This is a genomic window from Streptomyces sp. NPDC001068 (genome assembly GCF_042897315.1).
Classification (GTDB): Bacteria; Actinomycetota; Actinomycetes; order Streptomycetales; family Streptomycetaceae; genus Streptomyces.
In genome coordinates this window covers 114782-128053 of record NZ_JBIAYD010000018.1, presented here as the reverse complement: position 1 = coordinate 128053, position 13272 = coordinate 114782, and the positions used below count along the sequence as shown (strand labels likewise).

The 13272-nt window shown below is 73.6% G+C and carries 20 protein-coding genes; 14 read left to right on the top strand and 6 right to left on the bottom strand.

All coding sequences use genetic code 11. From position 1 onward, the window contains the following. Positions 1-54: 54 nt before the first annotated feature. The 6 genes from ACFY3I_RS38855 to ACFY3I_RS38830 form a co-directional block, all read right to left on the bottom strand. The gene (locus tag ACFY3I_RS38855) at positions 55-432 is read right to left on the bottom strand and encodes a hypothetical protein (RefSeq protein WP_390865687.1); all 378 of its coding nucleotides are present in this window, start codon (positions 430-432) and stop codon (positions 55-57) included. Positions 433-612: 180 nt separating this feature from the next. Then, a complete protein-coding gene (locus ACFY3I_RS38850) occupies positions 613-834 on the bottom strand; it encodes a hypothetical protein (RefSeq protein ID WP_390865686.1) in 222 nt (73 codons plus the stop codon). 82 nt (positions 835-916) lie between these two features. Next, positions 917-1363 (bottom strand): hypothetical protein, encoded by a 447-nt coding sequence (locus tag ACFY3I_RS38845; protein WP_390865685.1) that lies wholly within the window; start codon positions 1361-1363, stop codon positions 917-919. A gap of 71 nt (positions 1364-1434) precedes the next feature. Continuing rightward, complete coding sequence (locus ACFY3I_RS38840; RefSeq protein WP_390865684.1) at positions 1435-1737, bottom strand: hypothetical protein; 303 nt, start codon at positions 1735-1737, stop codon at positions 1435-1437. Between the two features lie 69 nt (positions 1738-1806). After that, positions 1807-2373, bottom strand: a complete 567-nt coding sequence (locus ACFY3I_RS38835; protein ID WP_390865683.1) for a hypothetical protein — start codon at positions 2371-2373, stop codon at positions 1807-1809. A gap of 142 nt (positions 2374-2515) precedes the next feature. Continuing rightward, complete coding sequence (locus ACFY3I_RS38830; protein WP_390865682.1) at positions 2516-2857, bottom strand: hypothetical protein; 342 nt, start codon at positions 2855-2857, stop codon at positions 2516-2518. Positions 2858-3132: 275 nt separating this feature from the next. On the opposite strand from ACFY3I_RS38830, the gene ACFY3I_RS38825 reads away from it, so the two are divergent. From ACFY3I_RS38825 to ACFY3I_RS38760, 14 genes are all read left to right on the top strand, one after another. Beyond that, positions 3133-4989: a hypothetical protein gene (locus ACFY3I_RS38825; protein ID WP_390865681.1), complete on the top strand. Its 1857-nt coding sequence runs from the start codon at positions 3133-3135 to the stop codon at positions 4987-4989. Between the two features lie 235 nt (positions 4990-5224). Then, the gene (locus ACFY3I_RS38820) at positions 5225-5527 is read left to right on the top strand and encodes a hypothetical protein (RefSeq protein WP_390865680.1); all 303 of its coding nucleotides are present in this window, start codon (positions 5225-5227) and stop codon (positions 5525-5527) included. A gap of 87 nt (positions 5528-5614) precedes the next feature. Further along, the gene (locus tag ACFY3I_RS38815; RefSeq protein ID WP_390865679.1) at positions 5615-6637 is read left to right on the top strand and encodes a hypothetical protein; all 1023 of its coding nucleotides are present in this window, start codon (positions 5615-5617) and stop codon (positions 6635-6637) included. A 175-nt stretch (positions 6638-6812) separates the two neighbouring features. Continuing rightward, complete coding sequence (locus ACFY3I_RS38810) at positions 6813-7229, top strand: hypothetical protein (protein WP_390865678.1); 417 nt, start codon at positions 6813-6815, stop codon at positions 7227-7229. Positions 7230-7317: 88 nt separating this feature from the next. Next, on the top strand, positions 7318-7533 hold the full coding sequence (locus tag ACFY3I_RS38805; RefSeq protein WP_390865677.1) for a hypothetical protein: 216 nt from the start codon (positions 7318-7320) through the stop codon (positions 7531-7533). A gap of 86 nt (positions 7534-7619) precedes the next feature. Continuing rightward, the gene (locus ACFY3I_RS38800; RefSeq protein WP_390865676.1) at positions 7620-8345 is read left to right on the top strand and encodes a hypothetical protein; all 726 of its coding nucleotides are present in this window, start codon (positions 7620-7622) and stop codon (positions 8343-8345) included. Positions 8346-8425: 80 nt separating this feature from the next. Further along, the gene (locus tag ACFY3I_RS38795) at positions 8426-8881 is read left to right on the top strand and encodes a hypothetical protein (RefSeq protein WP_390865675.1); all 456 of its coding nucleotides are present in this window, start codon (positions 8426-8428) and stop codon (positions 8879-8881) included. 90 nt (positions 8882-8971) lie between these two features. After that, complete coding sequence (locus ACFY3I_RS38790; RefSeq protein ID WP_390865674.1) at positions 8972-10072, top strand: phosphoadenosine phosphosulfate reductase family protein; 1101 nt, start codon at positions 8972-8974, stop codon at positions 10070-10072. Positions 10073-10207: 135 nt separating this feature from the next. Further along, a complete protein-coding gene (locus ACFY3I_RS38785) occupies positions 10208-11101 on the top strand; it encodes a hypothetical protein (RefSeq protein ID WP_390865673.1) in 894 nt (297 codons plus the stop codon). 89 nt (positions 11102-11190) lie between these two features. Beyond that, positions 11191-11517, top strand: a complete 327-nt coding sequence (locus tag ACFY3I_RS38780) for a hypothetical protein (protein ID WP_390865672.1) — start codon at positions 11191-11193, stop codon at positions 11515-11517. Positions 11518-11651: 134 nt separating this feature from the next. Further along, positions 11652-12104, top strand: a complete 453-nt coding sequence (locus ACFY3I_RS38775; RefSeq protein ID WP_390865671.1) for a hypothetical protein — start codon at positions 11652-11654, stop codon at positions 12102-12104. A 78-nt stretch (positions 12105-12182) separates the two neighbouring features. After that, positions 12183-12695 (top strand): hypothetical protein, encoded by a 513-nt coding sequence (locus ACFY3I_RS38770; RefSeq protein WP_390865670.1) that lies wholly within the window; start codon positions 12183-12185, stop codon positions 12693-12695. Between the two features lie 71 nt (positions 12696-12766). Then, on the top strand, positions 12767-13099 hold the full coding sequence (locus tag ACFY3I_RS38765; protein ID WP_390865669.1) for a hypothetical protein: 333 nt from the start codon (positions 12767-12769) through the stop codon (positions 13097-13099). A gap of 27 nt (positions 13100-13126) precedes the next feature. Further along, the gene (locus ACFY3I_RS38760; protein WP_390865668.1) at positions 13127-13258 is read left to right on the top strand and encodes a hypothetical protein; all 132 of its coding nucleotides are present in this window, start codon (positions 13127-13129) and stop codon (positions 13256-13258) included. Positions 13259-13272: the final 14 nt, after the last annotated feature.

Genomic DNA, 13272 nt, shown 5'->3' with positions numbered 1-13272 from the left:
GGGGGGCCGGGGCGCGGTGGGGGAGGGCCGCGCCCCGGCGGTTCAGGGGGTGGCTCAGGCGGCGATCAGCGCGGCGCGGATGGCCTTGTACTCGGCCTTGCGCGGCTTGTAGGCGGCGGCGATCTCGGCGACCTGGGCGCGGGTGTACCGGTAGGCGGTGACGGCGTGACGCTTGAAGCCCTGGGCGGTGCGGCGGATGCGGACCCGCTTGCCCTTGAGGCCGTTGGCGCGGGCGGTCTTGGCGACGCCCTGCAGCGCCTTGACGACGCCCTTCACGGTGGCGGCGTCGGCGCCGGTGGCGAGGACGTGCGTGGTGATGGAGCGGGCGGAGGTGCGGACGGCGCGGGCGGCGCGAGCCGTGGCGCGGCGGGCGCGGGAGGCGGCGCGGTTGGCACGGACGCGGTCGCGGAAGTTGGTGCGGGCAGTAGCCATGGGGTGCTCCTCGCTTCGTGGTCGTCGGCGGTGCTCTCCGCCAACCCCTGAATAGTACACCCTGGGCAACCCCTGGGGGAACACTTCCCGTGATCGAATTCGAGTTTCCGCAGATGGGAATGCGCCCGACCATCCCGGAGGTGATCGGGCGCGCTGCCCTCGGCGTACTGTTCCCGCCCGTCAGAACAGGGCGTCGGCCTCCGGGGCGTCCGCGACAGCCGGCCTACTGCGGTGGGCCGGGCGGGCGGGGCGCGGCTCGTCCCCGAACAGGGCGTCGGTGCCGCACGCGTCCGGGACGGCCTCCACGCGGCGGGTGACGTCGCGGGCCTCCACCAGGGCGAGCGGGGCGGTCGGGTCGAAGTCGGCGCGGCGCATGGCCGACCAGTCGGGGGCAGTGCTCACGGGGTCTCTCCTGTCTCGGGACGGGGCCAGGGGGCGGGGCCGGGCGCAGCGCGGGGGAGCTGCGCCCGGCGGGCGGGGACTGTCAGGCGGCGGCGGTGAACCGGCGGGCGGGCGCGGCGGCTTCCTCGCGCAGCTCCCGGGCGGTGTCGCGCACGGTGGCCATGACCTCCTCGGCCTGGCCGGGGGTGAGCCGCTCGGCGCCCTCGCGGGGGCCCTCCTCGGCCTCCACGACGGCGAACACGGCCGCGTATATCTCCGTGGCCAGCAGGCGCGCGCCCTTCACGCGCTGGGCGATCGAGCCGGGCCGGGCGGCGTCGAACTCCTCGCGGGCCGCGGCGACCTTCTGCCCGTAGTACAGGGCGGAGCCCCACCCGTTCTTCACGTACTCCGTGCGCACGGTCGTCTCGGCGATGGCCAGGCCGTCACGGATCGCGCGGTTGGCCTGCCCGCGCTCCATCAGGCCGTCACGGACGTACTTGTTCACGACATCGCGGGCGGCTCGCTCGGTGGCGCTCATCTTCCGGGCCATGGTGTGGATCCTCTCGGAGCTGTGCGGGGCCGGGGCGCGGTGCTGCGCCCCGGCGGGAGTGGTCGGGTGTGTCAGGCGGTGCGGGCGGCCTGGGCGGCCTGGGCGGCGGCCAGGCGCGCCTCGGCCCACGCGTTGATGAGCGCGACCCCGGCGCGCCCGGCGGCGACGGCCGGGGTGGCGCCGCAGTCCAGCGCGGCCAGGTAGCGGCGTGCGGTGCCCTCGACGGCCACGGGGCGCGTGAACGTCTCGACGAGCTGCTCGAGGTCCAGGTGCGGGTACGTGTCGACGAGGGAGCGGGCGGCGTACGCGGCGATCCGGCCGACGGCGTCGCCGAGCTGCGCGGTCTGGGCGGGGGTGAGGGGGGCGCTGGGCATGGCGTGCGGTGCCTTCCTGGGGAGTCGGGGGCCGGGGCGCGGGCTGCGCCCCGGCGGGGTGCTCGAGGGTCAGTGGCGGGCCGTGCTTGCGTCCCACCCGGACTCGCCCGGCTCGACGGTGCCGTCTCGGTCGTCGTCGCCCATGGCGTCGGCCTGGCCGTCGATCCAGCCGTCTGCCCACGCGACGGTGCCCGCGTCGTTCGCGTCGCCGGACGCGGCCGGGGGCGTGGCGTGCGTGCCGTGGCCGAGGGCGTCGACGCCTGCCTTCCACCCGGCGTTGTACGCGGTGACGACGTCGTCGGCGGCCGGGGCGGGGGCCGGCTCAGGCGTGGCGGTGTCCGCGTCGACGTTGTCGGCCCACGGGAAGTCGAGGTGGAAGGCGGGGCCGGACGCGGTCGCGCCCTCCCGGCTGTCCGGGTCGGCGCCGGTGCAGGAGCCGTACACGCCCGGCTCGCCGCGCCACTCGATGCCGACGAAGCAACCGGCCGGGCCGACGGTGGCGCCCGCGTTGGCTCCGTCGTACGTGCTGCCGTACACGGAGACCAGGGCGGCGACGGTGGCGGTGAGACCGGCGAGCGCGATCACGACCGGGCGGGGGCGGCGGGTGAGGACGGCCGAGAGGCGAATGCGACGCATGGTGTTCCTTCGTGGTCCGGGCCCCGGTGCTCTCCGGGACGGTGTGGGCGGTGCGCCCTGCGCCCGTTCCGGCAGACAGCCGGCCCCGGGGGCGGGGCGCACCGCCCGCCAGGGGGGTTGGCGGGCGGTGCGGGTCTCGGGGTCAGCCGACGTGCTCGACGGCCACGGCCGGGGGCTGCTGGGCGAGCCACAGGTCGAGCATCCCGTCGAAGTCCTGGCCGGTGCGGGCGACGCCGTACGCCTCGGACCGGTCGTTGGCGAACAGGATCTCGACAGTGGCGCCGTCGATCGTCTCGGCCAGGCGGTGCGCCGCTTCCACCTGGGAGTCGTAGGACTCCTCGAAGGTGACGACCAGTTCGTGGACCCGGGCGGCGGGGGTGGCCATGTCGGTCACGACGGCCAGGAACCAGACGATGGCGGTGGGGTCCTTCTCCAGGGAGACGGTGGCGCGGGGGGTGTCGGTGGCCTTGGCGAGAGTGATCATCGGGTGCTCCTCGTGTTCGTGGTCTCGCCCCGGTGCTCTCCGGGGCTGCGGTGTGAACCGCTGAGGAGAACAGTACACCCGAGGCAATCTCTCGCAACCCCCTGCGTCGAGATTCCCTGAAACTCCCTGGTGAGCGCCGCGATTCCTCGAGCGCTCCGCACCCTTTCATTGCCCAGGGTTGCGTATTCGAGGGGAGGGCGGTACGGTCAGCGGACGCCACTAAGGCGGGGCCGGGGCGAGCATCCCCGGCCGGACCACGAACGAGGGAGCACCCCATGACGCTGACCGCCACCGACCGCGCCGAAGCCATGGCGCTGCAGGTCTTCATCTCCGCCCGCCTGGACAACGGCCGCGTGGTCACGCACGACCTGGTGGACGCCGTGATGAGCCGCGACGCCGACAAGGAGCAGGGCAAGGCCAACAAGGAGACCGTCCGGCGCATCATCCGCCGGGACGCCGAGTCGGAGCGCGTCCGCGTCATCTTCACCCGCGATGAGCGGTACTGGGCCATCCGCGAGCAGCTCCACCACATGAGCGACGACCAGGTGCACGCCCTGCGCGACGAGATCGTCGAGGGCGGCGACCGCGACCCGCGCGGCTGGGACAAGGAACTCACCGACGCGATCTCCGCGCGCCTGTCCAACCGCCTGTCCCCGATGCGCCTGCGCGGTGTCGAGCCGGTGTCCATCCGCCTGTGGAGCAAGGCCCCCGCGAAGCTGGAGGAGCTGCCCACCACCGACGACGTCGTCGACGCGCCGCACGCCGTGTACGTCGGCGAGGAGCGCAAGCACGACGGCATCCCCGCCGCCCAGGTCCGCAAGATCGTGTCGAACCTGCGCTTCAAGCGTCAGCAGTTCCGCCAGGACCCCGCCGACCGCGCGATCGTCGTGGAGAACCGCCGGTACGTCCCGCAGCCGGCCCCCGGCGCCGCGCCCACCGTGGAGCGTAAGCACGTCCGCACCGAGAACGGCACCACCGAGATCATCCCGACCCGGCAGGCCCTGGACGAGATCAACGCCGCGATGATGCAGCCGCTGGTGAAGCGCACCGTCAAGCGCATGTCCGCGAGCAAGTCGACCGCCCACATCGTCTACCGCGACGGCCGGACCGTGTACCTGCGCCCCGCCACCCCCGGCGACCTCTTCCCCGCCCTGGAGCGCCCCACGGACGCCGAGCTGACCGGCGACATCGACGCGGAGCTGTCCGCGTACTACGCCGAGACGTTCCAGGAGATCACCGACGGTTCGGCGCTCCCCGTCCGCGCCGACATGCTCCGCCCCGGCATGGACGTGATCCACGCCCACATGGGCGAGACCCGCACCGTCGACGCCGTCACCGCGTTCGTCGGCCCCGGCGCGCCCTGGGTCCGCCCCACCTGGACGTTCCGCAGCCACGACGAGAGCACCACCGGCAGCACCTTCCCGCCGGACATGCACCTGATGGTTACCCGCGCCTCCCTGGACACCGTGTTCGGCCCCGCCGCCGAGGACACCGCCCCGGCCGCCGGGACCCTGTACGCCGCCCTGGCCGCGTACGAGGCCACCGTGTGCGCCACCGCGCCCCGTGACCTCGAGGACCTCGGCCGCCACCTGCTCACCCTGGGCAAGCACGCCCCCAGCGAGCACCACCTGGCCATCGTCGACGCGAAGGACGCCGTCGAGGACGCGTGGGAGTCGCTGCGCACCGCTGGGGACCTGCGGGCCCGCAACGCCGCCCACGACCAGGCGCGCGCCGCCGTCGAGCAGGCCCGCGCGGTGATCCTGGCCGTCGCCCCGCACGCCCACCGCATGCACGGCACCGACCTGCCCAGCACGGCCGAGGAGATCCGTACGGCCGCCGTGGCGTACAACGCCGTCGACGGCACGGCCGAGGAGCTGACCGCCGCCGAGACCGGCACGCCCCTGGTGCGCGTGCAGTGCTCGAGCGACTCCGGCACCGGCTGGAACGTCACCGCCACGATCACGGCCGGGGTCGACACGCCCCAGGGGTTCATCCCCGCGCACCCGGCGATCGTCGCGAAGTTCCGCAAGCGCGACGGCCGCGAGGACGCCGCCGCCAACGCCCGCAAGGTGATCGGCGCCCTGTTCAGCGTCGCCGTCCCCGTCGAGTACGTCCGCCGCTCCCAGGGCTGACCCGCCCGGTGCCGCCCGGCCGGATCGGGTCGGGCGGCACCCCTCGAGCCGCCTTACACGCCCGCGCGCGTGTGGACGGTCCAGAAAGTCCAGAAACCCCGCTCTCCCGCTCTCTCAGCGCTTCCCGGCCGCCGTGTGCGTCGGGGCGCTGCGGGGCGCTCTCAGGAAGGCTCAGCCCGTCATGGTTCCCCCCTGGCTTCAGTCTCGGCTCGCCAGTGAGCCGTTCACGTCGTTCGTGGCGTTCACCGACGAGGTGGCCCGCCTGTTGGGTCTGCCGCCCGCTCCCCGGTCGGAGGTGTACCAGCGGGAGTATCAGTCAGCCCGCGTCTGGATGGTGTGGCGGTACAAGGACGGTGGAGCGTCCCTGTTCCTTGACCGGCCGTACGGGGAGCTGCGCGATGGGGTGTGGCTGCTGCTGCAGTGGCACCAGTCGCCGAACCCGGAGTCGGTGGCCGCGATGATCCGGGCGTACGAGCGTGGCGCGCCCCGTGAACGTCGCCGCCCGTGCTGGCTCGCCCGTGTGCTCCGTCGCCGCTGAGCCGGCCCCCATGTCCCCGGTCCGCCCCCTGCGGTCCGGTCCCCCTGTGGCGGAGAGCAGCCGTCACGACCACGAAGGAGAGAGCGCATGAGTGCGCATGTTGAGTTCCCCCGCCCGTACGAGTCGGCCCCGGGCCGGTTTACCGTCGACCTGGCGTTCCCTGCGCCGTCGAAGCGTCGGGCGAAGCAGCACCACGACGTGGCGTGGGCCCTGGCCGACGTTCACGGGGTGGAGGCGGCGACCCCCTTCAAGCTGAACCCGCGGTGGTCGTTCTACAAGGAGATGTGCGGCACGGATGAGCGGTACGGCGGCCTGGACGACCGGCGGCTGACGGTGCAGGGCGACGCGGGGGCGGTCGCCGGGTACCTGGTGGCCCTCGAGCGGGTCCTGGACGAGGTGGAGGCCCTGGCGACCCGGGCGGTCCGGGTGTTCGGCGCGTGGAAGCGCTCCGCGGCCGCCGAGGAGTTCCTGGAGTACGAGGACGCGTCGACGATGCGCGTGCGGGTCCGGGAGTTCCGCGCGGACGTCCTGCACGCCCTGGCGCAGCGTCTGGGGGCCCGTACGCGGCCCGTGGAGGCGCGGAGCAGCTCCCGGCCGCTGTGGGAGCAGCACGGGGCCGTGGCAGAGGAGGTGTGGGCCGCCGTGGGCGGTGTGGACCTCGAGCGGGCCGACGACAGCGCGGTGACGGCCCTCCGGGCGCGGATGGTGCCCGCGGTCGTCGCCGAGGCGGAGCGCCTGGCCCGTGCGGAGGCCGCGCGGGTGGAGGCGGAGCGCCTGGAGCTCGAGCGGGTGGAGCTGTTCGAGCAGGCGCACGCCGCGATGCTGCGGGAGGCCGACGAGGTGGACGCCGTGCGGGCCGAGGAGGACGGGCAGGAGGGCTTGTTCCCCGTGTCGGTGGCCCGTCCGGCGCTGGTGGTGCCCCCGCCCATGCCGGTGAAGCCCCGCCGTGCCCCGTGGCCGAAGCCGCGCCCCATGGCGGAGCGGTTCCCCGACGGGACCACGCACGTCGCCATCCCCCGGGCCCAGGTGGAGGAGTTCAGCGCGAGCCTGGCAGGCGTGTTGCTGCCGTCGGTGGACGCCGAGCGCCGGCTGTTCGCCCCGGCCGCGTAGCAGCTCCCCCGGGCAGGTAGAGCCCCGAGACTCCCCCGAATGCACAGCCGGAGGGAATCCCGGGGCCGTTCCCCGTGGGTTTTCCTGGGCAACCCCTACCCATCATTGCCCAGGGTGTACTATTCTGCGTGTTGGCGGGAGAGCACCCGCCAGACCACGAAGGAGGAACACCCCTATGAGCGTTGCCCCCGTAGAGGCCGCCCTGAAGCCCTGGTGGGAGCTGTCCGCCCAGTTCGGCGAGCCGCGCGCGGTCATGCACCACCGGATCTACTCCACCACCGTCCCCCGCGAGCAGCACGACGCGTACGCGTTCAACATCGCGGGCGGCAAGGTGCTGCGCGAGTCCGGCATCCGCACCGCCGAGGGCGCGTGGGGCCAGACCATCCGCGTCGTCGAGTACCTGGAGCCCGTCACCCTGGCGACCCGGTACGCGCTCGACTTCTGGACGGGCGGCCGTGGCGGCAAGTGGTACGTCGTCGACCACACCACCCGCGCGGTGATCGAGGCCGTGTACATCGCCGCCGTGCGCATGGAGGCCGAGAACGCCGGTCACGGCCTGGCCGACCACTTCACCGTCACCGACGTCGTCTGACCGGTCCGGTCCCTACCGCCGGGGCGCGACCGTACGCGCCGCGCCCCGGCACCCTCCCCGCCTCACTCGGCCCCAGCAGAGGAACCCCATGCGCATCGACCTTTACGCCAACTGGTCCGACGTCCGACAGGGCACCGTGACCGAGCTGCCCGACGACATGGCCCGCGAGGACATCGTCAGCCGCGCGCACACCGAGATGGCCGCCCTGCGCTACCCCGCCCACACCGCCGCCGTCCGCACCGACCAGGGCGCGCCCCTGCTGTTCGTGTACTCCGACGGCCGCGTCCGCGAACCCCAGCTCTAGCCGGACCCCCGGCGGGGCGCAGCACCCCGACGCTGCGCCCCGCCCCCCCCAGCACGCCACGACTTCACCGAGGAGAACCCCGCGCCATGACCACGAAGCCCGCCACCGCCCAGACCGCGCCGCGCCCCCTCGGCTGCCTCCCCGGGAGCGTCGACGTCCCCCAGGTGAAGGCCGCCATCCGTCTCCTGACGCACGACGGGCAGCCGCTGGCCGCGTTCAACGAGCGGGACCAGTGCATCAGCGCCGGGGCCTACCTGGACCCGCGCCGCGAGACCGGCGAGGTGGTCCTGGAGCTCCTCCCCGAACACCGGCCGAGCGCCGGCTGGGAGCAGCAGTGCGACGAGCGGCTGCGCGTCACCCTCGAGTACGCCCACCTGTTCCGCGTGGCCCGCTGGCGCGCGGCGGAGGTCTGGGAGCGCGACCACACCGGCCGGGAGCGTCTCGCGCGGCTCATCCTCACGCCCCCGCTGCCCACGGCCCGCGAGCGGATGACCGCGGCGCTCACCGAGTACGGCATCACCGCCCACCGCGACGACGACGCCGGTAACTCGTGGCTGGTCATCCCCCTGACCGGCGACGACTTCCCCGGCGTCGGGACGCCCCAGCTCGTCGCGTACGTCTACGAGGCCCATGAGGACTGGGTGTTCGTCGACGAGCCGCTCGAGCACTGGGGCGGCACCTGGCAGATCCGGTTCAACAACGGCGCGGACGAGGTGGTGATCCACCGGTGCGACCCGGACGCCGACCCCGCGAGCGCCACCGCGGCGGCCGCCAAGTTCATCGCCGCCATCCGCGCCGCCTGCAACGGCTAGCAGCTCCCCCGGGTCGGGGCGCAGCCCGCACGGTGCGCCCCGGCCCCCCTCTCCGCCCGCCTCACGTCCTGGAGGACCCCATGCAGACCCTCGCCCTGTTCGACGTCGCCCCCGCCGCCCCCGCCGTCCCGGCCCCCGTGAAGGTCCGTCGGCCGCTCGCCCTGGGAGAGCTGCCCGTCTCGAGCGTCCCGGCCGCGTACGACCGTGCACACCTGTACAGCCCGAAGGCGGGCACGGCGGAGTGGGTCGACCACCGGCCGGGCGACCGGTTCGCGCCGCTCTCGAGGTCCCCGCACGAGCCGAAGGCGTGGGGCGCGTGGTGGAGGACCGAGGCGAGCGTGTCCACGCCGGACTTCCTGGGTCTGCAGACCGGCGACGTGATCACCGTCGTGGGAGACGTCACCGCGTCCGTCGTGTCCACCTGCCGGTTCGGCGCGGTCGTCCGGTACGAGCTGCCCCGGTCGCCGTGGGCCACCGAGACGCACGGAGAGATGTACGTGACCGCGCGCAACCAGTTCGGCCACTGGTACCGCTGACGACCCCCCAGGGGGCGCGGCCCGTGCTGCGCCCCCTGTCCCCGCTCGCCGCCCCGCTCCGCCCGCTCCACGCCCTCGAGGACGCCCGCCATGCAGACCGCGACCCTGTTCGACCTCCCCGCCATCCAGAGCCCCCAGATAGCCGCCGTGGTCGAAGCGCCGGCGAAGCCCACGCCGAAGCCGAAGCGGCGGAAGACGGTGCACGCGTCCGTGCCCCTCGAGCCGTCGACGACCGTGCCGGACGAGATGATCCGTGACGCGGACTGGGTCGTGATCTCGAGCAGTGGCGGCAAGGACAGTCAGGCGATGCTGTCGTACGTCGTGCGGCGCGCGAAGGCCCTGGGGATGCTGCACAAGGTCGTCGTCGTCCACGCGGACTTGGGCCGGGTCGAGTGGGAGGGGACGCGCGAGCTCGCCGAGCTCCAGGCCGCGCTCGCCGGGGTCCCCCGGTTCGAGGTGGTCCAGGCGAAGGGCGCCGATCTCCTCGACCGCGTCGAGATCCGGTACGGCAAGCTGAAGGCGAAGGCCGAGGAGGAGGCGCGGGAGCGCGGCGAGGACCCGACGACGGCGAAGGTTGCGCCGGCCTGGCCGTCGAGTTCTGCGCGCTGGTGCACCCCGGACGCCAAGCGGGGCCCGATCCGGACCCTGTACACGCGGCTGGTCGCCGAGCTGGGCGACCTGGGCCGTCCCGTGCGGATCCTGGAGTGCATCGGCCAGCGGGCCGCGGAGAGCACCGCGCGGGCGCAGCTCGCCGAGGTGGAGATCAACCGCGGCGCGAGCAATGGCAAGCGGCACGTCGTCACCTGGCGCCCGATCCACGCGTGGAGCGACCGGAAGGTGTGGCAGGAGATAGCCCGGTCGCGTCTGCCGTACCACCCGGCTTACGACTGGGGAAACCGGCGCCTGAGCTGCGTTTTCTGTGTCCTCGGGTGCAACAGCGACTTGGTGAATGGCGCCCGCCGGGTGCCGGAGCTCGCCGCGGCGTACGCCCGGACCGAAGTGGTGGTCGGGGCCGACTTCAAGAAGGGGTTGTCGATGCGGGAGATCATCCGGCGCGCCCAGGCGCTCGAGGAGGCCGAGGGTCCCGCCGCGCGGCCGCCGGCTGGGACCGCGATGGCCGGGCACATCGGCCGGGCCGCGGCGAGCAAGTACCGCGCCCGTCAGGTCACGTTGTACGGCCTGGCCGCCTGATCACGCGAGCGGGGGCCGTCCTGGCGCGGTCCCCGCTTCAGTTTCCGCGCACCCCTACCCCACACGTTGCCCAGGGTGTACTATTCCTCGTGTTGGCGGAGAGCACCGCCAACGGACCACGAAGCGAGGAACACCATGGCTGATGCCGCACTCTTCGACATTCCCGCCCCGGCGGCGAACGCACAGCCCAAGGCAAAGCGTCCGGCCCCGGTGTACGCCCCGCGCACGTGGTTCGCCGACGTCGACCGCGTGACGTACCTGGGCACGCACCAGCCGTCTTGGCTCGCCCGCGAAGAGTTCGGCAACGACTGCATCCCGCTGTGCGTCTCCCACGGGCGCTTGGCCGACCGTGTGACCCTGCCGCGGGCCGTGACGCCGTGGATGCTCGACTCCCGTGGATTCACGGAGCTGTCGCAGCACGGCCGTTGGACGATCTCGCCGTACACGTACGCCGCGGCGGCGCGCCGGTACTACGACGAGATCGGCCTGATGGACATGTGTTCCATTCAGGACTGGATGTGTGAGGACGAGATCCTCGCGAAGACCGGCCTCACCATCGCGGACCACCAGATCAAGACGGTCGCGTCGTACCTGAACCTGATGACGCTCGACTCCGAGCTGCCGTGGATGCCGGTCATCCAGGGCCGCACGCTCGACGACTACCTGCGGTGCATCGACCTGTACGACCAGGTCGGCGTCGACCTCACGCTCGAACCCGTCGTTGGCATCGGCTCTGTGTGCCGCCTGCAGCAGACCGACGAGGCCGCCCGGATCATCGAAACGATCTGGTCCATGGGCATCCGCCTGCACGGCTTCGGCTTCAAGAAGACCGGTCTCCGCCGCGTCGCCCACCAGCTCTACAGCTCCGACTCGCTCGCCTGGTCGTACAACGCGGTGAACCGGGCCCCGATGCCCGGATGCGTCGGCAAGCACGTGCACTGCGGCAACTGCCCCAAGTACGCCATCGCCTGGCGGAACGCGCTCCTCAACAGCCTGCCGGACGACCCCCAGCTTCTGCTCGCCGCCTGACCGCGGCAGCTCCCCAGGGGCGCCCGCCGTGGGCGCCCCACCCCCGGGGCCGGAGAGCACCGGCCCCCCACCACGAAGTGAGGAACCCCATGTCCCTGACCCTGCACAAGACCCTGCGCAGCTTCACCGTCGTCTACACCGACCGCCCCGTCGCCGGGTTCGAGATCCGCCGCATCCTGCCGGAGGCCGTCCGCGTCGGCGACAACTCCAACGCCGCGTGGGTGTCGCTGCGTGACTCCGGTCTCGACTGGTTCTCCGTGGAGGCCGTCAGCCACGGTGACGCGCTGCGCAAGGGCCGCGCCGAGCTCGCCGCGGACATCGCCGCGGACTGGGAGTTCCAGGGCCTCGAGATCAACGACGGCGAGCACCCCGACACGTACTTCTCCGACGTCCTGGTCACCGTCGCCCTGGCGTAGCCCGCCCCCAGCATCGCCCGCCACCCCACGGCGGGCGGTGCGCTCCGCCCCTGAACCGGCCCACCCGGCGCAGGAGCAGGGCGCACCGCCCCGGGCCGGAGAGCACCGGCCCAGACCACGAAGCGAGGACACCCATGTCTCGAGCCACGCGCACGTCCACGATCCGCCGCCATCTCGTCGAGGGCGGGCTGGTCGACCTCGGCCTTGACGTCTACGAGCAGAAGGCCGGCGGGCCCGACCAGCACGCGGCCGACGGGTTCTCCCTGCGGCAGGGCTTCGACGCGGCCGGGACGCTCGTCGTCATCGTCGGCGCGTACGGCCCGAACTGGCTCCGGACCCTCGCCGAGGTCACCGGCCGTCTCGAGAGCCCGCACGTCAGGTGCACCGCGCTCGGTGACGTGCCCGAGCTCGCCGACCACGAGGTGATGACGCGCTGGGCGACGTCCGCGGAGCTGCAGGCCCGCAAGACGGCCGAGGCGCAGCGCCAGGCCCCGCTCGTCGCGCAGCTCCGCCGCCAGGAGGCCGAGAAGGCCACCGAGACGGCGCGCCAGGAGCTCGAGGCCGCCGGACAGTCCGGCCTGTTCTGACACAGCCGTCCGGGCCGCGACGTTCCCCCAGGCGGTCCGGCACTTCCACCACTCCTGTCCCTGGAAGGACAACCCCTGATGGACCCCGTCGTCTTCACCCAGCAGGACGCCCGCGTCTTGCGCATGGCCGCCCGCTTCCTGCGCGAGAGGGAACTGCAGCTCCCGGACACCGCGCACTCCAACACGCACACGGGCGTGCTCGCGTCCGCGATGTGGCTGGACCACCAGGCCGACGAGCTGGGCGCCGCGCCGCCGACCCCGTCCCGGGAGACGCGCCGCCCGATCTTCAACCACCTCGTCGCCCCGTTCGCCGGCGGGCCCGTCTACCACGACGAGGCGAAGGCCATGCTCGACGCCCACGAGTCCGCAGTGCGGGCCGAGACCCTCGCCGACCCCGTCGCCGTGCGCGCCGCCATGGCCCTCCTGGACCAGGTCGACGCGGCCGCCGAGGAGGACGCGGCGCACCGCTGCACGCTGCCGCCCACCCGCCGCCTGCCGTGCGGCTGCTGCCCGCACGAGCTCTGCGAGGACTGCGACCGCTGCGGCCACAAGTGCAAGTGCAGCCGCGCCCCCGAGGCCCCCGCCAAGTAGACCCACCGGCCGGGCGCCGCCGCGCGCCCGGCCCCTGCTCCACCACCCGCACAACCGGCAGGAGATGCGAGATGGACCCGTACGAGCGCCTGATGGCCGAGCAGTGGCCCACCGGCAAGTTCGGCCGCGGCGAGCCCGTCCAGCGCCCCGCAACGCTGCCGCCGCTCCCCACACGCCCGCCGGAGCCCCGCCCCATCCGCCGGTGGACGCCGGAGGAGCAGGCGCAGCACATGGCCGACCTCCTCGCCGCCCTGGACGGATGGCAGGACAAGTCCCCGGCCGCAGAGCGGCGCCGCGAGTACAACCGCGCGCACGCCCGCGAGACCGCGGAACTGCGCCGTCACCTCCGTCTCCTGCCGTCCCCGGCCGCGGACCAGACCCGCCCCGGCACTCAAGCCGCTTGACCACCACCTGCCCAGGAAGGCACCGCCATGCGATGGAACGTCACGCCCCGCCGCCGCAAGCCGAACAGCGGCCGATGGAAGCCGGACCGCGTCGAGTTCGCCCGCCGCCGGCCGTGGCCCCTCGAGCTCCCCAGCCTGTCCGTCCCGCAGCCCGCCTGACCGCCCGCCCGTCA